Consider the following 17,859-nt stretch of genomic DNA (forward strand, 5'->3'; position numbering starts at 1 on the left):
CACGGTGGCACAGAGGAATTTGCAATAAAAAAGTCCTGTTCTTTTCTCAGTGTCTCAGTGACTCCGTGGTTTTAAAAACGTCAGATTACCACTACCGAATCTTCAGTTCCGAAATCATTGGGAATATATTTATCTGCAAACCAGTCGTTTTCCCAGTGGTTGGAGTCAATGAGATACCTGAACCTGTATTCCCTGTTGCAGGGGAGGTCAAGGGTCAGCGTAAAGTCGCCATTCTTGAGTTTCTTCATCTGGTTCTCGGTAAGGTTCCAGTTGTTGAAATCTCCTACAACTGTGACCATCTGGGCCCCGTGCGCCGCTTCTTTAGGCAGGCGGAATGAGACCTTGCAGATGCTTTCTGATTTTGAATACTGCTTTTTCAGGCTCTTTGGTTCTGCTGCCTTCCTGGGTTTTGCAGATGATGTCTTTTTGGCAGGCGCGGACAATGTGGCGCTGTATGCTTTCTTTTCTATTGCTTTTTTCATTATACCCCTCCTTCAAGGTCTACAAATTCTGTATATCGTATATTTAAAATGCGTTCTATGCGCTTATGTTAACTTTGCACTTTTATCATTATACTTCCTGTTGAACAAATTTCCAAGTCTTAATCCAGACATCAATATGATATTAACAGCTAAGACAATATCAATGCAGGCATTCTCACCGTTTCAGATATGAAATAACTTCTTCCGACGGTTTGGGAAGCCCCGCGATCTTCCATGCCTTGACAGGATCAATGAAATCTTCATTGACACAGTCTTTGGGCTGATGCACATTTTTGCAGACAGCGCCCAGGATGGGAAAGGCCTTGAACTTCGTATAATATTCCCTCATGAATTTTATAATCTCCAGCCTGTCTTTTGAAAGCTCTTCAATGCCTTCATGCTCAGCCAGGCCACACGCTGTTTTTTCACTCCAGTCGTCAAAATTTAAAAGATATCCTTCTTCGTCAAGCTTGATTTTTACTCCGCCGTATTCAATTACGGGCATTTTGCACCTCCTGAAAATTATTTTAACAATTCAAAGTTCTTAACAAACTCTGCTATCTTTATGCCAAGATATATGCACTTTATTCCGTCCATGCATTCATCAGCATCTTTCTTTTCAATATGGGTTGTCAGTTCATGCGCGTCCTTCTTCAGTTTGACGTCATACATTTTCAATTCACGGTTAAAATCAAGACTGACAGTGATGCCATGCTCCTGAAGCTCAGGATACATCTCCATGATCGTGTCTTTCAGCGCAACATTTGTGTAACCCATTTACCCTCCTCTAATAGCTATCAGCTAACAGCCATTAGCTGTCAGCTATTTGTTACGCCCAGGGCGTGCCTCCATCGACGATGCTGTGCTCTTCCCACATAAACCAGCTGCCTGTGTCAGAAAGGAAAAAATATGTGTTTGCGAAGATATCGTAATGCTGCTGCTCTTCTTTAATCAGTCTCTCAAACAGATCTTTTTCCTTTCCGGTCTTCGCACCCTCGACGGACTTTCTGTAAAACTCGACGCCTTCCTTCTCCATACCCATCGCGATCTTGAAGGCCTCAAGCTCGTCTGTGGTCGCCTCAACCTTGTGCAGCATTTCGTCCTTCATCTCTTCAAACACAGTTTTTATTTTTTTCATGGGGCTTACATCACTGGATTTTATATCCAGCCCCTTCATTATCTGCGAGAGGACCTCAAGGTGTCTCTTCTCGTCTTCCCTTACAGACAGGAACATCTTTTTCCCGACAGCGTGGGCCATTTTATCAGCCGCTTCCTGGTAAAACTTTATTGCGTCCGTTTCCATCTTAATGGCAATCTCTATAGCGTTCATATTGTGTTTCCCCTTTCATCGAGATAAACAAGTTTGCCGAACAATGTCCGTATTCTCAAATTTAATATACCTTCACGAGTTTCAGTCTCAGGTCTTTTAGATGATCAACGTGCTTCATTTCCTGTGCCATCATCTCCTCAAAGACGACTTTCGCGTTTGTGTCTTTTGCGCTTTGGGACAGCTTGCGGTAAAGATTATAAGCCTTGCCCTCTATTTCCATTGCTAACGTGAGCGCCGCTCTTTCGTCCTTTATCTGATACTTCTCGATCTTTGCCTCAAGGTCTTTTACCGGAATGCCGGCTTCAGTCATAGGGGCCCCGGTCCTTTTATTAAACTCCTCGAAACTTCTTAGCTCAATGTCGCCGTTTACCGACTGGTACAAAGACTGGATAAAGTCCATATGCTTCTGCTCCCAGTCGGAAAGCTCTTTGAATGTTTTTTTGGCATCGCCGCTGACCGACTTGTCGGATGCATGGGCATAGAATTCCTTTGTCCCCTTCTCCATCAGGAAGGCTTCAATAAGCGAGTTAAGCAAGTCCTCTTTCCCGGTTATCATTATTATTTTATTCTCCCTTCCGCCGCGTTCCAGTCAATGTTCTTGAAGAATGCTTCAATGTAGTCCGCCCTTTTCAGGCCGTAATCAATCATAAAGGCGTGTTCAAAAACATCCATTATCAGGACGAGTTTACAGCCTGCCGGATGCGAGACATCGTGCTCGTTTATCCAGAAGTTGATGAGCCTGCCGCTGGCGGAGTCCTGGTAAAGCGCAATCCATCCGATTCCCCTCATCGCGCCGGTCGCGCGGAAATCCTTTTCCCACGCTTCATAGCTGCCGAAATCCTGGGCCATCTTTTTGGCAAGCGCGCCGTTCTTGTTGATCTCGTCTTTGCCGCCGAGGTTTTCAAAGTAATACTCGTGCAGCCTCATGCCGTTAAATTCCCAGCCGAGCCTCCTCTTTAATTCAGCAAACTCCGGGGTCCCGGTCTTGCCGTCTTTCAGCATCTGGTCCAGCGTGTCAAGCACCTTGTTGGTATTGGTCACGTAACCCTGATAAAGTGTGAAGTGGTTTTTCAAAAGTGTTTCACTGAACCCCTGCATCCCTAAAAGCTTGCCGTAGTCTTTAGCAGTATATGGCATTTTTATTCCTCCTTTTTGATTTTATAAATTTATTATGTTGAGCGGGAATCCGGTCTTTGTAGAGACGCCATTGAATGGCGTCTCTACCAGATGCCCGATTACTGACCCCCGATTAAGAAATTCGAGGGCAGGCTTCGGGCATGACGAAATCATGACGGACCCCTTTCTCAGTCATTTTGCTGTGTCCTTAAATGCAGATCATACAACGCCTTGCCCGTGAAGAAATCCGCCCATGCGATCCCGATGTCCGGGAGGGTCGACTTCATAAACCAGTCCCTGAAAGGGGCGGACCTTGAAGTAAGCTCCGCAATGCTGAAATGCGCCATGAACACAGTGCCGTATATAACAATTATCCCGTTAAAGAGATAAGCGTAAGCAACAGTCTTTCTTGACATAAAAAGCGCGGTTACCGCGATGACGTCAATTAACGGGAATATAAAAGAAAGAAATCTCGTTCCGTCAAAGCTGAGTGTTTTAGTGACCGGGTCCGCCACCATGAAATTGTGGATCCTGTAATGAAGCATAAGCCCCGACAAAGCTAAAACAAAAAGCGATATTAACAGCGCCCTTTTTGTATACATATTGTCCTTAAAATTTAAATTTTGCCAAATGGCCTAAATAAAAAGTCAGGCTTATCATTATGATGTGGAGTATCCACCACCCGGGTTTATATCTCATGAAATATTTCAGCATGTCATCGCCACAAAAGATGCCCCAGCGTATAAACTGCCGCTATTGCCGCAAGGTGGACCAGCCACCATCCCGGAGTCAGAAATCCTATCCTGGCTGACAATTTTCTTTGCTCCATTCAGCGCTCCTTATTTTTCAAAGCTGAAATTATATCCATCACTGCTCTTATTAATTGTATCAAAATAATATTTACAAACTGTCGGCCCTTGTCCGTCATGCCCGAAGTTCTTAATCGGGCATCCAGAGACTAAAACTACTGGATTCCCGCTAAAGACATGCGGGAATGACGCCTCTGGAATGTACAGTCTATTATGAAAACCTTTATAATTTCAATCATTGTTTCAGAATTAAGCTTACTGATTTGTTAAAATCATAGGCATTAATATAGTGGTCACCCATGTTATAGATCATAACAATCATTATCTGAGAGAAAGTTTATCACATCTTAAAAGAATGTCAATTATTTTCGGGTCTTGCGGTAAAGTTATTGAGAGGGAATAAATGATAAAGGCAACAATATTTGATTTCGGAGGGGTGCTGGCGGAAGAAGGCTTTAAGCAAGGCATCAGCGCCATAGCCATACAAAACCGTCTCGATCAGGATAAGCTGTTTAACATTTCGGAAAAACTCATATACGATTCAGGCTATGTAGCCGGGACTTCCGGCGAGGCGGATTACTGGACCGCTTTCAGAAAACAAACCGGCATTACGAACACAGACACCGAGCTCAGGGAAACGGTCCTGGCCGCGTTTGCTTTAAGGCCCGCGATGTTAAGACACGTTGAAAGGATAAAAAGTCTTGGCTTCATCACCGCGATCCTCAGCGATCAGACAAACTGGCTTGATGAGATTGATCAAAGAACACCATTCTTTTACCTTTTCGATCATGTATACAATTCATTCCATATTAAAAAAAGCAAAAGGGAACCTTCCCTTTTCAGAGAAGTATGCTCGATGTTGAATGTAAAACCTGAAGAAGCGCTCTTCGTAGATGATAACGCCGGTAACATCCAAAGGGCCTCGGCAGAAGGGCTTAAGACGATTCATTTCACTGGCATAGAGAGTTTCGGGAAAGAGATTGTAAAGTTTATTGCCTGAGATATTAGTAACCTACTAAGCCCCTCGTCCCCTGCCCGGGCTCAGATATTCCATACACCGGCAACAGGCTGCTTGCATTGAGGGCAGGCATTGTCCTGTATACGGTTTTTCAGTACCCGGAAACCGTATCGTTCGATCAGAACAGTTTTACAGGCGGGACAAAGGGTATTCTCTCCTTCATCGCCCGGCACATTGCCTGCATAGATATATTTAAGCCCTTTTTGATATCCGATATTCATTGCGCGCTTAAGTGTTTCAACAGGTGTGGGAGGCTTGTCAGTCAGAAGATAAGTCGGATAAAAGCGGCTCACATGCCAGGGTATCGAGGGGTCTACTGAAGCGATGAAATCCACAATGTCGTTCAGGTCATTGTCCGAGTCATTGTGATCGGGGATGATAAGCGTCGTGACCTCAACCCATACCCCAAGCTCTTTCATGAGCCTGATCGTGTTTTTTACGGGCTCAAGTCTCGCCCCGCAGATTTTCTTATAAAAAGTGTCGCCGCCTTTCAGGTCAATATTATTTGCGTCAAGATAAGGAGCTATGAGCTTTGCCGCCCCGGCCCCGGTGTATCCGTTGCTCACAAAAATATTCTTAATGCCTTTTTCATGCGCGAGTTTTGCGCAGTCATACGCAAACTCAAAGAAGATGGTAGGCTCCGTGTAAGTATAGGAAATGCTCTCACACTTATATTGCAGGGCCGCATTCACTATATCTTCGGGTGTCATGTCATTTCCGGGAATAGTGAATTTGCGCTCTTTGGGAAACTGTGAGATCTCATAATTCTGGCAGTGCATGCACCGGAAATTACATCCCGCGGTGGCAATCGAAAAGGAGGATGAGCCGGGGAGAAAATGAAAGAGCGGCTTCTTTTCAATAGGGTCGATATTTGATGCGACGACTTTGCCGTATACAAGGCTGTATAAAACGCCGTCCCTGTTCTCACGCACGGCGCATATGCCCCTTTGACCGTTGCTTATGAGGCAGTTATGCGCGCACAGATGACATCTGGCATCCGTGCCTTTCAGTTTCTCATATACCATCGCCTCTTTCATAAGGTAATTATATCAGGACTTGAACGGTTGTAAATGCGGGGAGCAATTATGAATGGGGAAAGTTCGTAGGTGCTGGTTTCAAACCCGCCCCTGCAATGACGCATCAATTTCCTCTCTTCCTGAAGAAATCAATAAAACCACCGTTTGCCTTAATCGCGCCGTATATCTTAAAATTTCCCGGACAAGAAAATAGAAACAGGTTGACTAATTATGGCGAGAAATAAGTTTTTCAAAAGTTTTCCGAAGGGGCTTTTCTTAGTTCTCATTTTTGCAATGCTTATGAGCATCGGCTTTTATTTTGTTTACCCTAATGTTCCAAAATTAAAAAAGGAAAATCCGGCTAAGACATCATTCATGGAGTTCCGTGAGAAAGAGCGGCAGGAACAGGGAAAGAAAATAAAGATAAGGCAGGCCTGGGTCCCTCTTTCCCGCATCTCCCCGTATCTGATAAAAGCTGTGCTCATTGCCGAGGACGATAAATTCTATCAGCATGAAGGCTTTGATTTTGAGGCAATGCAAAAGGCCTTCGAGAAAGACATCAAGCAGAAAAAGTTCAAATTCGGCGGAAGCACCATAAGCCAGCAGCTTGCAAAAAACCTGTTCCTGTCACCGTCTAAAAATCCTTTGCGGAAATTAAAAGAGGCAATACTCACATGGAGGATAGAGAAGACACTTTCAAAAAGGAGAATACTTGAACTATATTTGAATGTCGCCGAGTGGGGTGAAGGAATATTCGGAATAGAAGCGGCCTCTTTCCACTACTTCGGAAAACCTGCATCAGATTTAAGTCCTGAAGAAGCCGCAAGACTTGCCTCAGTACTGCCGAATCCGAGGAAGTTCAACCCAACAGGTACATCAAGGTATGTGGAAAAACGCTCACGATTGATCTATGACATAATGGTGCGAAGGGGCATCGTGACGGATGAATTTGATTTATTGGAGTAGCACATTTAGAAATCACAGATCATACAGAAAAGATTAAACTAAGACAATCCACAGATTACGCAGATCTCACAGATTGTTTATGAAGTCTTTATTTAATCTGCGAAATCTATGAAATCTGCGGAAATTTGTTTTCATTCTCCGTGTCCTCTGTGGTTAAACATTTTATCAAAACCGAATATCACCAGAAAGATCAGCGCTGAGATAAATGCGGTGGACATACCGTAATAGAAAGTCGCGTGAGGGCCGAACTTGTCCCACAGATAACCGCCGACAACACTCGCGGGAAATACCGCGATCCCGACAAACGTATTATATATCCCGTATGCAGTAGCCTTGCATTCAGCGGGTATTATTGATCCGAGATACGCCTTTTGGATTCCCTCTGTAAGGCCCATAAATACGCCGTAGAGGAGAAACAACCCCCAGATGTGGCCCTGCTCTGTAGCCACGGCAAAGCCCCAGTAAATAAAACCGAAGAGGACGAAGCCGGAAAGTATGATCCTCTTCCTTCCGATCCTGTCTGATAGAATTCCCGCGGGCATGGCTGTAAGCGCATAGACAAGATTAAAGAAAAGATAAAGCACCGGTATCTGCGTTTCTTTTATACCGGCGCTTGTCGCCTTCAGGATCAAAAACACGTCGCTTGAATTGCCGATGGCAAAAAGGGTCGCGATAGCCACAAATGTTTTGTATCTCCAGTCAAAATTAGTGCGAAAGTTCGGAAGTTCTGAAGCTCGGAAGTCCTTACCTTCCGCACTTCCGCGCTTCCGAACTTCTGCGCCATTGATCTTTTGCTCTTTTATAAAAAATAAAATTACAACCACCGCAATTATCCCCGGTATCATTGAAAGCCAGAACACGAGGCGGTAATTGCCGGTAAATAATGAGAGTATGACAAAGGCAACCGCAGGCCCTGCTACCGCGCCGAATGTATCCATCCCCCTATGAAAACCGAATGAGCGACCGAGTTCGGCGCGTGGAGTGGACTCTGCGATTATGGCATCTCTTGGAGCGCCCCTTATGCCCTTACCGAACCTGTCGATGAAACGAAAGGTTAGCACATGGCCCCATACAGTTGAAAGCGCGATCACCGGCCTGCTCAATGCCGAGATGCCGTAGCCGGCAACCATGAGGACCTTTCTTTTACCCATCCTGTCCGAGAGCCAGCCTGAAAATACCTTCAGCAAACTCGCGGTGCTCTCAGCAATTCCTTCGATGAGCCCGATAACGGACTTGTTGACACCAAGCACGGAACTCAGAAATATCGGCACCAGCGGGTATATCATCTCGGAGCTGAAGTCCATAAAGAAACTCACAAGCCCGGTGAAGAATACATTCCTGTTCAAGCCAAGGATTTTTTTGGACGGCATATTAAATCATATTATTAAAACAACGCGAAATGTAATTTACCACAGAGACACTGAGGCACAGAGGTTGTTCATTCTCTCATTCTCTCATTCTCTCAGTGTCTCTGTGGTTATTCACAATTAGTTCTGAATCATCCTTTTTCAAGAAACTTTTCCCCGGTAACGCCCATGGCTATTGCGCCCATTGGAGCGGTAAAGAGTATTGACAGGACGGCGACGGCAAGGATTATTTCTCCCGATTTAACTCCGATGGAAAGCGGCACAGCGCCGATTGCCGCTTGTACCGTCGCCTTTGGAATATACGCGACCATGCAGAAAAGTTTTTCCCTGAAATTCAGCTCGGTTCTTATCAGCGAAATATATGTCCCGGCAGCCCTTGCCAGTAATCCGAGAAATATGACTGCCGCTCCTGCCAGTCCCGCATCCAATGCCACGTGAATATTGACCTGGGTCCCAACCAGTACAAAAAGCAGTATCTCCGCGAAGACCCAGATCTTGCCGAGCTTCTGTGATATCTTATGGGCAATAGGTTCTGATTTTTCAAGTATGATGAAACCGATGGCTATGACACCCGAAAGCGCGGAGATGGATACAAAAGGTTTAAGTGTCTTTTCAAGCCATGTAAGAAGTATCGCGGTCCCGATGACGATCATGCCTTTCTTGGTGGCCCTCGGCTCAAATCTTTCAAATATCTTGTATAACGCAAATCCTGTTACAATACCGGCGGCAATGCCGAGGCTTATGGAAACCGGTATATCTAAAAGCTTCATCAGGATGTTTGTGTTTTCCCCCTCATACATCCCGATCAACGCTGAAAAGATCACGATCACGAATACATTATCAAGAGAGGAAGACGCAAGCAATAAGGTGGGTATCCCCTTTTTAGTCCCCCTGTTGTCTTCAATGAATTTTATCATCGAGGGCACTACAACCGCAGGCGATACCGCCGCGACTACTGAACCCAGGATAGCGGACTCAATGAGGCTTACATGAAAAAAGAAAGGGGCAATTAATGCTACGAATGTGCCCTCAAAAACCGCCGGGACAAAACCCACTAACAGGGCCCTCTTCCCTACCCTGTTCAGGGTCTCTCTTCTTGTGGCAAACCCCGCCCGCAAAAGAATGACTATCAGCGCTATCATCCTGAAATCAGATGACACCTTTATTAAAGCGGGATCGATCAGGTTTAAAACATGCGGGCCTGCAAGAATTCCGGCTAACAGCATACCGATAATTCCCGGAAGCCTGATCAATCTGAAAAGATAATCCGACAGCAAACCCAAAATGATTATGAGGGCCAGACTTATCGCCACAATTCAACCTCCGCGCATTAAAAAAACTCCTGCCCTCATGAGTGAGAGTAGGAGTCATCATTCCCTGATCAACGGGGACGGTTCTAAAGCGAACTCCATCGCATGTGAATTAGGATAACAAAACCCGGAAGTTATTTCAAAACATTTTTACTGCGGCTTATACCTTAAAGAGGCCGATCTTATTTCTAAGCTCCAATGAAAGTTTTTCAAGCTCATCCGAGGACATTTTGATATTGCTTGTTGCCTCTGAAGACTGGTTTGTAACAAGCAGGATGTTCTCCATATTCTGTGAAACCTGTTCCGTGCTCACGGACTGCTCTTCCGCGGCCTGCGATATCATCCGGACTGTATTGGCCGCTTTTTCAGAAGTCGAAACGATCTGGTACAGGGAATTTTTTGCTTCTTCCGCAAGCTTAACGCCGTTTTCAACTTCTGTTTTTCCCGTGTTCATGGCTGTAACAGACTTTTCCGTGTCTACCTGTATCTTCTTTATCATCTCTGAAATTTCTTTTGTTGCCACGCCGGTGCTCTCAGCGAGCTTTTTAACTTCATTTGCGACCACGGCAAAGCCCCTCCCGTTTTCTCCGGCCCTTGCAGCCTCGATCGCGGCATTAAGCGCAAGCAGATTTGTCTGTTCCGCGATATCATTGATGACCTTCAGGATATTTCCGATCTCATCTGAGCTTTTGCCGAGCTTTTCTATGATGCCGGATGTATCTTTAACGGTCTCAGCTATTTTCTCCATGCCTTTGACCGTTCTCTCAACCACCTCCATGCCTTTACTGGCAAGAGTTGACGCGTCTTTTGAGGCCCTTGTAGATTCGCCCGCATTCTGGACTATCCCGGTAATGCTCTGGGACATCTGTGTCATCGCAGTGGCAATCTGCTCTGTCTGCAATTTCTGATCGCTGGAGCCCCTGCTTAAACTCTCCGCCGTAGATGAAAGCTCGGTGCTTGCAACTGAGACCCTTTCGGCGTTTGCCTGGACAGTAGCGATTATTTCCCTGATATTGTCAATGAAAATATTAAACCACTTCGCCAGCTCCCCAAGCTCATCCCCGGTGTCCGCGTGAAGGTGTTTTCTTAAATCGCCATCGCCCTGGGCAATGTCTTTGAGCATTTCCACAGTGGCCTGAACCCTGCGGGTTATGATTGTTCGGACAAGGAATATGATCCCAAACGCAAGAATGCACAAGGCAACGATGGTGCTTGCGGCGATTATCATGATGCTGTTGTTTATGCTTTTGTTAAGATGTTCTTTGTTATAACCGAGCTTCAGGTACCCCAGGATATTACCGCTCTCATCCTTGATTTCACGGTCATATATTATCAGGGAAGAAGTGTCTTTCGGCATTTTATCAATTGAGGTCATGGGTTTCTTATTATTGTTGTAGAAAACGGCAAACGCCACATCGGGATCGCTCTGCAGCGCCTTGACGAATTTTTCAAAGTCATTGAAATCGAAAATGGCGAAGTAGTCCGCGCTTAATTTGGTAACAAACCCTGTCACGGACTCACCTTTTGAATCCATCATAGACAGGATAGATGATTTGTCTTTCTGGATCATGAATATCCCCAGGCCGCAAAAGAGAATAATCGCCAGCGTCAATGTCGGCACGAGGAATTTTTTACTTATGTTGTTAAAAGAAGTTGAATTTTTCATAGTCTCCCCACCTTAAAAGGATTTATTTTTATTCATATTATCTTGTTCCGTTAAGATAGTCATACGCATTGCCGGAGCCGCCGAGGGTCGCCTCAACGGACTTGTTTAAATTCCCGTCATCCAGAAAATCAATACTGTCATATATAAGCTTTCTTGTGTATTCGCGATTATGCACGTATGCAGCAGGAACGTTTTTGAATAGATTAAGATTAAACGCTGCGCCAAGGGTATCTTTGTTCGGCCATGTTGCCGGAGATACCGGATAAGTCGCGCCTCCACATGCAGCCGCGTTTTTAAAGTATGGATAGCTGGCGCAATAATATATTCCTTTGCTGTTAAGCTGTGTCTCAAGCGCGGCAAGTGCAGCGTTATACTGGGTATCGCGCGTGTTCAGGGTCGCAATCAGCGCTGCCTTGTTTCCATGACACCTTGAACAAACATTCGTATATGATTTTATGTCCGTTACCGCTCCAAGATCGCCCTCAACAACTTCAAATGAATGGCTTTCATCATTCTTCATGTGGCAAGCGACGCATGGGCCTTCGTCTCCTTCTGCGCCGCCTGTTGAGCCGATAGTCGGATGCACATAACTGACAGCATCACTGTAATCCTGTCCTGTAAATTCATACCCGATGGTCCTGTACATAATGCCGCCGTCTGCAAGATAGTGTGAGTTGAAGGTCCCGAAGTTCGCAGTGAGTGATCCAGGATAATTTTTTATGTATTCACCCGTCAGCCTGCCTGAATGGCAGGAGGCGCATATGGATGAACCGGTAGTTCCTGTTGCGATCTCGCGGCCGGCCGGCGTAATATAGGCTGTGATCACATACCCGACTTGAGATGCCGTTGTACCGGTATAAGCTGAGGACAGTGTGAACTGTGAGACCATCTGGTTCGTTGGCGCATCGGAATATGTCAAGGTCTTTACTATATTGGTTGAAGAGTTCCCCAATATCTGAAGCATACTGCCTACAGGGACAAAACTCTTATGAATTGGCTGATTGGTTGTAACAGTAGTTGAATTATTAGTCACATTTACGGTCCCCGTTGTGTAACGAGGTGAAACATACGACCCTGGTTTTCTAAGAGCTCCCACACTGTTCGTATGGCAAGCCCAGCAATAGAGCATTTCCATCTGCTGTCCGGAAGCAGGAAAGACATTATTTGCCGGATCATAGTTTGAAGGAGAGTTCGCCAGGTTTTTAAAACCAGTGGCTGTATGACACCTCTGGCAGGCTTTTCTGTCACTTGAATCATTAGACATATATTTCCAGGTGTATTCGAGCCAGGGCTTGGCTGTAACGTTTGCTTTGCCGGCAACTATGCTGTCAAGAATGAAACCGCCATGACCGGAATTTGCCCATTCGTTATTTATCGTGTTATCAGCGTTATGAGGGTTATGGCAGTCACTGCAGGCACGTTCACTTGCTTTATCAATAATATAACCTTCGATTATCCTGTTAGGAGTAGCCAGGGGAGTTGCAGGGGTATTTGGATCGTCATAATGAGTGTCATAAATTGTCCTTGTTGTGTCTGAAGCGTTAAATTCCGGGTTATTTTCTCCATGATAACTGTCTTCAACGATCTGGTGACAGCTTGTGCAAGTCCTGTACTCAGACGATTCTCCCCCGGATGCGGGCAGGAGCAATGTATTAGAAGAGTGCGCGTCGTGGCAGGTATTGCATTTGACCGGATTAGCGTTAGCAGCATCGGCCTCAGATGCAAATCGCGCGTCCTGAGAAGTATACTCTGCCGAGTAGTTATCCTCTTTGGTATATTTTCTTGCGCCTTCATCAGTATGACATTTGGAGCATAACGGTTTGACATCCGTGGTGCTGCCGTCAGCATAAATTTCGGTGCTTAATGAACTTGCATGTGGCGAAGCCTGGTAATCAGCATAGATATTGTCACCCTCAGGATAGGATGCCGCATGATAATCATCTTTCTTATGGCATTTGCCGCAAACGTCAGCCCCGGGATTTTCAACTATGTTGCCGATGCCGAAGTGGGAACTTCCGGAGCCGTGGCAGCTTTCGCAGCCGACTACGGGCCTGTTTTCAGTGCCCAGAAAGCTTAACCCAGTCTGCTGATAATAACCGCTTAATAGCTCCCCGTCACTCAGCTCATCATGACATGCATTGCAGGCAGTGGCGGTCAAATCACTATAACCTGGATTTCCCTTGTAACCGGCGCCCTCGTAATTGCCGTGTTTTCCGTTAAGCCATGTTGAAAATATATCCGTGCTGCAGCAGGATGACGATGAAACAGCGCCTGCCGCACTTCCTATCGTTACGCCGTCTGCGTGACAGTTGTAGCACTCGGTAATTCCGACATAACCGTTAGTTGCCCCCGGACCGGAGGAATCAGAAGGACCTCCGCCTGATGAACTTCCCCCGCCTCCGCAGCCGGTTGCAATAAAAATAAAAATTGCGGCCCCGGCAAGCAATACAATTGTTTTACATGAATAATTAATAAGCTTTGTGAATCTCACCATATTCTTGTCCATGACTTTAATTAACATTCGTCAATTCGCCGTAAAAACTTTAACCGGCATTTATAAAATATATTCATTCTATAACTTTTGACGCAGCCCCCTGCACGCTCGCAGGGATACTTAGACCTATGGCCTTCGCCTCCTTGAGGTTTAAAATTACCTGGATTTGCTTCGGCTGTTTCACAGCCAGGTCGGCAGGTTTAGCGCCGCCGAGTACCTTTTTCACTATTTCAGCTATCCCTTCGCCCTGCTCTTTGGGGTCCGCGGAGAAAGTCAAAATGATCCCCGTATTTTCTCCGCCGCTCATTAAGGCGGCTGTTGGGATTTTGTCCCTGCGCGCTATGTCTACAACGTTCTTTATATTCATCATGCCCACGCCGCATGTCGTCAGAAGCAGCGCGTTCACACCTTTTATTTCATCCTTGTTGACCTGGTCCGTTACACTGAACATAACTGATTCAAAACCGACGGCAGCCTCGTTTTTTTTGATATCGCGAATCTGAATTATCGTGTCTTTTTCCGATTTACTGAATATGATCCCTAATTTTGCGAATTTCGATATCTCGCTCAATTGCTTGATGACCTTATCTATCGGAACGGATGAGCTCATTCCCGTGGCATTCTTTCCTGTCATATTCATGGAATCGGGGTCATAAACACCGCCGAATATAATGGGCACATCGGAAGTCTCCTTCATTGTTGTCAATGTAGCGGGCGCGCCGAGGGTAACAATAACGCTCGCCCCTGCGCCGACAACCTTTCTTGCCGCGTTAGTCCATGACATGGGGTCAGGCTGGGGTTTCTGGACGATAATCTCTACGTCTTTTCCCAGGGCGTCGCCAAGGACCTTGCTGATGTCCCTGTAATATTGAGTGTCCGCCGTCATTATCACTCCGATACTCTTTGCAAAAGCCGGCTGTCCCGGCGCCGCAAGGAGCATGGCAAACAAAACTACGACAATGGCCTTATGCGCTTTAATTTTTAACCCCATCTCTTTTTAATTCGCAATATGATGATATAGGCATCTCCATCCTGACTGTTTCCATTAGCGTCGCTAAGTATGTCTTCGATGTCACTGTACTTGAAATCTATAGCGCCTGAAAAGCCGTATTTGAATTCATATTCTCCTGATACCTGATAAACGGTATCTCTCGTTTTTTGCCTGCTGAGCGATGATATGGATATGGGTCCAAGAAGGTCCTGACTGTTCGGTAAAAACTCGCCCGTGCTTCTTGTGTGGGACACAAGTGCGACAAGATTCAACTTGTCAACCGGCACATAATCAAAAGATGCTGAATAAACATGCGCGGTGTCTTTCGACGAAACATTGCTGTCAATCAGGGGAACGTCTCCGAGCGAATCATACACGATATCCTGCTGGATTTTGTAGCGTAAGAACGCGTAGCTTGCGGTAAATGAAAGATTGTTCAGGAGTTTAAAGGTACCGCTTCCCAATATGTTGTCCGTCCTTGTTTTCCTGTCCTTTGCGTCTTGTGTCTCAGAAAAAACAAGATAGTTTCGCTTCTCACTCGCAATGCTATAGTTCAGCAGAAAGTTCATTTCAGCAGAGGGCAGCCACGAAATCGATGCCGCCCCCTCATCTGAATTGTCCGGTTCAGTGTTATACGAAGGGCTGTTGATCGTCCTGTGTATATAGTTTGCTTTTACCTTCAAACCTTTCATAACCTTGATATCAGCGGAAAACAACGCGGTGTTTTTTCTCGTTGAGTCCTCTAAATTCCAGTCGTCCGCGTTGTCTCTCTCAATATTTTCAAATTGATACCTGGCCAATAACATTACCCCTGTTTCAGGTTTGTATCTCCCTGTCAATGAAACAATATCGGTTGTTTTTGAGATGGAGGGTTTTACTGACTCTGTATATGTTGTTACGGAGCCGTTAATGTCTTTTATTGAAGCAGTATTGGGATTGTCCGCGTCTGTATCAATGTGTGAATACCTCAAAAATAAAGACAGCCGCGTCAAAGGCGTCCATTGGAGTATGCCGGTCCCTTTAAATATATCAGCCGTTGCGCCGCTTGTTTTGTTGCTTCTTTCTTTTAATGAAAACGTTGCAGAAGCCGACAGGCTTTCAGTGTAGTTATTATGGATCTTTATTTCATTGGAAGACCCTTTAAGCTCAGGGAATTGATTATGCGGGAAGGTCCCGGCCGGACGGAAGGCACTTGCCTCATAAAAATTATGCATGACCTCGCCATCCCTGATGTCAAATCTCTTTTCCGCGTGGGAAAAATCAACCTCAACCGGGCCGAGATGACTGTTTGCGCCTACAGTGTAGGTCAGGGTATTCCAGTCGATTTCCCTTTTCTGTGTGGCACGTTGAACGTTCTGGAAATAACCTGTGCCTGACAGGCTTCGCTGTTGCTGTTCCCCTTCTCTATTCACGTTTAATGTCCTGATGTAAGCATGGGCCGGGAAATCAGGGGTTTTTAATCTCAACAATAAATTATTTATTCCTGACTTAATTCCGTATTCCGCGTTCTTGTCTTTTATATCAATACCGTATATTGACGACGAGGTATCGAGGTCCGTCAAATTGATATTTTCAAGGTTGTGAAAAAAAGTATTGTTGGACCATCTGGCGATAAAAAGCTCCCCAAAGGCATAATGGACATCACCCTGGTAATCTTTTCTATTATTCAAATCGAAATCAAGCTGCAGCCGGTGCGGGAACCTGAATAATTTCAAATCACCGCTGAACACCGGAGAGTCTTTCATATATTCATACTCAAACGCCCTTTCCAGGTCATGCGAATCAGCGAGCCTGTGGCCTAAAAATACGGTTGCTTCGGGTTTGATCTCAGGGAATTGATACGATATCTTTTCTTTATCCTCCACATGTTCAATGCCAAGCTCCTCCATCAATTTATGTTCATCGAACTCATCCGCAGAGTAACCTCTGCCTGCGATGGCTAACGATAAAATTAAAAAACCTATTATCTTTTTAATATTGGATTTCATCATTAGTTAATAAACATCCCCTTTCCGCTTGTTGAAGGGAGGTCCGTGCCGTGTATCTGTGAATGGCAGTCTGTGCAGCGGGAATAGAAGGCCCCTTTAGAATCCTTTGTCGTCGAGGCGCTTGAAGTCCTGTGTCCGCCGTGGCACTGAAGGCACAGGAACGGTTCACTGACTTTAAGAAGGTTGTTGTTGACGGAGCCGTGAGGACTGTGGCATGTCATGCAGTCATCATTCAGGTCCGCGTGTTCAAATGTATTAGGACCTTCCATTTCCCCGTGGCATCTTGTACATGTCTCTTTAGCCGTGTCCTCAATCAGCAACCCTTCATTCACAGCGCCGTGAGGATCGTGGCAATCCGTACAGAAAAGTTTTTTCTCCATCACCGGGTGGCGGCTTGGAAGCGAAAATTCAGCAGCCTGTGCCTGGTGGCATTTTAGGCACATATCTCTCGTGTCCTGGGGTTTAGTTATTAAAGACGGCCCCGCGTGTATGTTATGACAGTCAAAACAGGAAACCTCATTTATTGTATGCGCCCCGGCATTCCAGTTATGCAGATTGAATGATGAATTTTCCGAGTGACAATTAAGACACATAAGAGACTGCGCCTGCGCAGGAAGGGCCTTGAGATTGATCAGGGTCTCATACTTGCACGCGGCCTGTTTTCCTTCTGCCGCATCCGCTGCTACACTTTCAGGTGTTATACCCTCTACGGCAAGGCTGCCCGGGCCGTGACAGGATTCACAGTTAACAAGAGGCATATGCGACGTTGCCGACATTTGCGCTCCCATAGTGCTCGCCTCAAAGTAGCGTCTGACGTTGTCATGGTAATGGCAGGCCGAGAGACAGGTGTTTGTCCCGACATAATCAGCGTCAAGACGTCCCATGAGCATCTTTTGATATTCCTGAATCGGCATTACCGGCTTTGCGGACCTGATTGCTTCACAGCCGGAAAAAGCTATCATTAAAAGAAGCAAGAAAGGCAGCGTCATTTTAAATGAAATCACTTTCGTCTCCCCTGATATTTTTTGATTCCGGGATGCATGAACCATGCTCCTTTTTTCCATATTGCGTTTAACGACACTTTTTCAATAAAACTTTAGCGGGCTTCGTGGAAATTGTTGCTTCCATCCGGTCAAAAGGGACTTCTCAGCCGGATGTCCGCTTTTCAGGTCATGTCTAAATGAAATGATATTTTTCGGGGAACTTTAGCGCCTTTCCCCGACGAGGAGCCACAAGAGGGATTAATTACGTCGGGAAATTGATTGGAGGTTCAGATGAGACGATTGGAATAATCGGATATTATTTG

At 45.7% G+C, this 17,859-nt stretch carries 17 protein-coding genes; 2 read left to right on the forward strand and 15 right to left on the reverse strand.

Annotation, left to right across the window (positions count from 1 at the left end; genetic code table 11):
* Positions 1-80 precede the first annotated feature (80 nt).
* From HZB61_08020 to HZB61_08050, 7 genes are all read right to left on the reverse strand, one after another.
* A complete protein-coding gene (locus HZB61_08020; GenBank protein MBI5056544.1) occupies positions 81-482 on the reverse strand; it encodes an isoamylase early set domain-containing protein in 402 nt (133 codons plus the stop codon).
* A 175-nt stretch (positions 483-657) separates the two neighbouring features.
* The gene (locus HZB61_08025; protein MBI5056545.1) at positions 658-987 is read right to left on the reverse strand and encodes a TusE/DsrC/DsvC family sulfur relay protein; all 330 of its coding nucleotides are present in this window, start codon (positions 985-987) and stop codon (positions 658-660) included.
* A 17-nt stretch (positions 988-1,004) separates the two neighbouring features.
* Positions 1,005-1,259, reverse strand: a complete 255-nt coding sequence (locus HZB61_08030; GenBank protein MBI5056546.1) for a hypothetical protein — start codon at positions 1,257-1,259, stop codon at positions 1,005-1,007.
* A 52-nt stretch (positions 1,260-1,311) separates the two neighbouring features.
* A complete protein-coding gene (locus tag HZB61_08035; GenBank protein ID MBI5056547.1) occupies positions 1,312-1,812 on the reverse strand; it encodes a ferritin family protein in 501 nt (166 codons plus the stop codon).
* Between the two features lie 61 nt (positions 1,813-1,873).
* Positions 1,874-2,368 carry a ferritin family protein gene (locus tag HZB61_08040; GenBank protein MBI5056548.1) on the reverse strand — a complete coding sequence of 165 codons (495 nt, stop codon included), beginning with the start codon at positions 2,366-2,368 and terminating at the stop codon, positions 1,874-1,876.
* A 2-nt stretch (positions 2,369-2,370) separates the two neighbouring features.
* Complete coding sequence (locus tag HZB61_08045; protein MBI5056549.1) at positions 2,371-2,949, reverse strand: superoxide dismutase; 579 nt, start codon at positions 2,947-2,949, stop codon at positions 2,371-2,373.
* A 167-nt stretch (positions 2,950-3,116) separates the two neighbouring features.
* Entirely contained in the window at positions 3,117-3,530 is a 414-nt protein-coding gene (locus HZB61_08050; GenBank protein MBI5056550.1) for a hypothetical protein, read from the reverse strand.
* Between the two features lie 610 nt (positions 3,531-4,140).
* On the opposite strand from HZB61_08050, the gene HZB61_08055 reads away from it, so the two are divergent.
* On the forward strand, positions 4,141-4,737 hold the full coding sequence (locus HZB61_08055) for an HAD family phosphatase (GenBank protein ID MBI5056551.1): 597 nt from the start codon (positions 4,141-4,143) through the stop codon (positions 4,735-4,737).
* A gap of 41 nt (positions 4,738-4,778) precedes the next feature.
* Here the strand turns inward: HZB61_08055 and amrS are convergent, their stop codons facing one another.
* Complete coding sequence (amrS, locus tag HZB61_08060; protein MBI5056552.1) at positions 4,779-5,792, reverse strand: AmmeMemoRadiSam system radical SAM enzyme; 1,014 nt, start codon at positions 5,790-5,792, stop codon at positions 4,779-4,781.
* 210 nt (positions 5,793-6,002) lie between these two features.
* Here amrS and mtgA point away from each other — a divergent pair, with 210 nt between their 5' ends.
* Positions 6,003-6,737: a monofunctional biosynthetic peptidoglycan transglycosylase gene (gene mtgA / locus HZB61_08065; GenBank protein ID MBI5056553.1), complete on the forward strand. Its 735-nt coding sequence runs from the start codon at positions 6,003-6,005 to the stop codon at positions 6,735-6,737.
* A gap of 131 nt (positions 6,738-6,868) precedes the next feature.
* On the opposite strand, the gene HZB61_08070 is transcribed toward mtgA, so the two are convergent.
* The 7 genes from HZB61_08070 to HZB61_08100 all read right to left on the reverse strand — a co-directional run bounded on the left by HZB61_08070 (position 6,869) and on the right by HZB61_08100 (position 17,557).
* Complete coding sequence (locus HZB61_08070) at positions 6,869-8,107, reverse strand: MFS transporter (protein MBI5056554.1); 1,239 nt, start codon at positions 8,105-8,107, stop codon at positions 6,869-6,871.
* Between the two features lie 128 nt (positions 8,108-8,235).
* Positions 8,236-9,417, reverse strand: coding sequence for a cation:proton antiporter (locus tag HZB61_08075; GenBank protein MBI5056555.1), 1,182 nt, complete (start codon positions 9,415-9,417; stop codon positions 8,236-8,238).
* A gap of 157 nt (positions 9,418-9,574) precedes the next feature.
* Positions 9,575-11,080 carry a HAMP domain-containing protein gene (locus HZB61_08080; protein MBI5056556.1) on the reverse strand — a complete coding sequence of 502 codons (1,506 nt, stop codon included), beginning with the start codon at positions 11,078-11,080 and terminating at the stop codon, positions 9,575-9,577.
* Between the two features lie 37 nt (positions 11,081-11,117).
* The gene (locus HZB61_08085) at positions 11,118-13,601 is read right to left on the reverse strand and encodes a hypothetical protein (protein MBI5056557.1); all 2,484 of its coding nucleotides are present in this window, start codon (positions 13,599-13,601) and stop codon (positions 11,118-11,120) included.
* A gap of 46 nt (positions 13,602-13,647) precedes the next feature.
* Positions 13,648-14,565 carry an ABC transporter substrate-binding protein gene (locus HZB61_08090; protein MBI5056558.1) on the reverse strand — a complete coding sequence of 306 codons (918 nt, stop codon included), beginning with the start codon at positions 14,563-14,565 and terminating at the stop codon, positions 13,648-13,650.
* On the reverse strand, positions 14,556-16,556 hold the full coding sequence (locus HZB61_08095; protein MBI5056559.1) for a hypothetical protein: 2,001 nt from the start codon (positions 16,554-16,556) through the stop codon (positions 14,556-14,558). The genes HZB61_08090 and HZB61_08095 overlap by 10 nt, the downstream gene beginning before the upstream one ends.
* Positions 16,556-17,557, reverse strand: coding sequence for a DmsE family decaheme c-type cytochrome (locus tag HZB61_08100; protein ID MBI5056560.1), 1,002 nt, complete (start codon positions 17,555-17,557; stop codon positions 16,556-16,558). Before HZB61_08100 ends, HZB61_08095 begins: the two co-directional genes overlap by 1 nt.
* Positions 17,558-17,859: the final 302 nt, after the last annotated feature.

It is taken from the genome of Nitrospirota bacterium (assembly GCA_016214845.1).
Classification (GTDB): Bacteria; Nitrospirota; Thermodesulfovibrionia; order UBA6902; family UBA6902; genus SURF-23.

Coding starts and splice junctions, on each gene's coding strand:
- HZB61_08055 (MBI5056551.1), top strand. CDS start 4,141: ATGATAAAGGCAACAATATTTGATTTCGGAGGGGTGCTGGCGGAAGAA.
- HZB61_08085 (MBI5056557.1), bottom strand. CDS start 13,601: ATGTTAATTAAAGTCATGGACAAGAATATGGTGAGATTCACAAAGCTT.
- HZB61_08070 (MBI5056554.1), bottom strand. CDS start 8,107: ATGCCGTCCAAAAAAATCCTTGGCTTGAACAGGAATGTATTCTTCACC.
- HZB61_08050 (MBI5056550.1), bottom strand. CDS start 3,530: ATGTATACAAAAAGGGCGCTGTTAATATCGCTTTTTGTTTTAGCTTTG.
- HZB61_08095 (MBI5056559.1), bottom strand. CDS start 16,556: ATGATGAAATCCAATATTAAAAAGATAATAGGTTTTTTAATTTTATCG.
- mtgA (MBI5056553.1), top strand. CDS start 6,003: ATGGCGAGAAATAAGTTTTTCAAAAGTTTTCCGAAGGGGCTTTTCTTA.
- HZB61_08025 (MBI5056545.1), bottom strand. CDS start 987: ATGCCCGTAATTGAATACGGCGGAGTAAAAATCAAGCTTGACGAAGAA.
- HZB61_08030 (MBI5056546.1), bottom strand. CDS start 1,259: ATGGGTTACACAAATGTTGCGCTGAAAGACACGATCATGGAGATGTAT.
- amrS (MBI5056552.1), bottom strand. CDS start 5,792: ATGAAAGAGGCGATGGTATATGAGAAACTGAAAGGCACGGATGCCAGA.
- HZB61_08045 (MBI5056549.1), bottom strand. CDS start 2,949: ATGCCATATACTGCTAAAGACTACGGCAAGCTTTTAGGGATGCAGGGG.
- HZB61_08090 (MBI5056558.1), bottom strand. CDS start 14,565: ATGGGGTTAAAAATTAAAGCGCATAAGGCCATTGTCGTAGTTTTGTTT.
- HZB61_08020 (MBI5056544.1), bottom strand. CDS start 482: ATGAAAAAAGCAATAGAAAAGAAAGCATACAGCGCCACATTGTCCGCG.
- HZB61_08080 (MBI5056556.1), bottom strand. CDS start 11,080: ATGAAAAATTCAACTTCTTTTAACAACATAAGTAAAAAATTCCTCGTG.
- HZB61_08040 (MBI5056548.1), bottom strand. CDS start 2,368: ATGATAACCGGGAAAGAGGACTTGCTTAACTCGCTTATTGAAGCCTTC.
- HZB61_08035 (MBI5056547.1), bottom strand. CDS start 1,812: ATGAACGCTATAGAGATTGCCATTAAGATGGAAACGGACGCAATAAAG.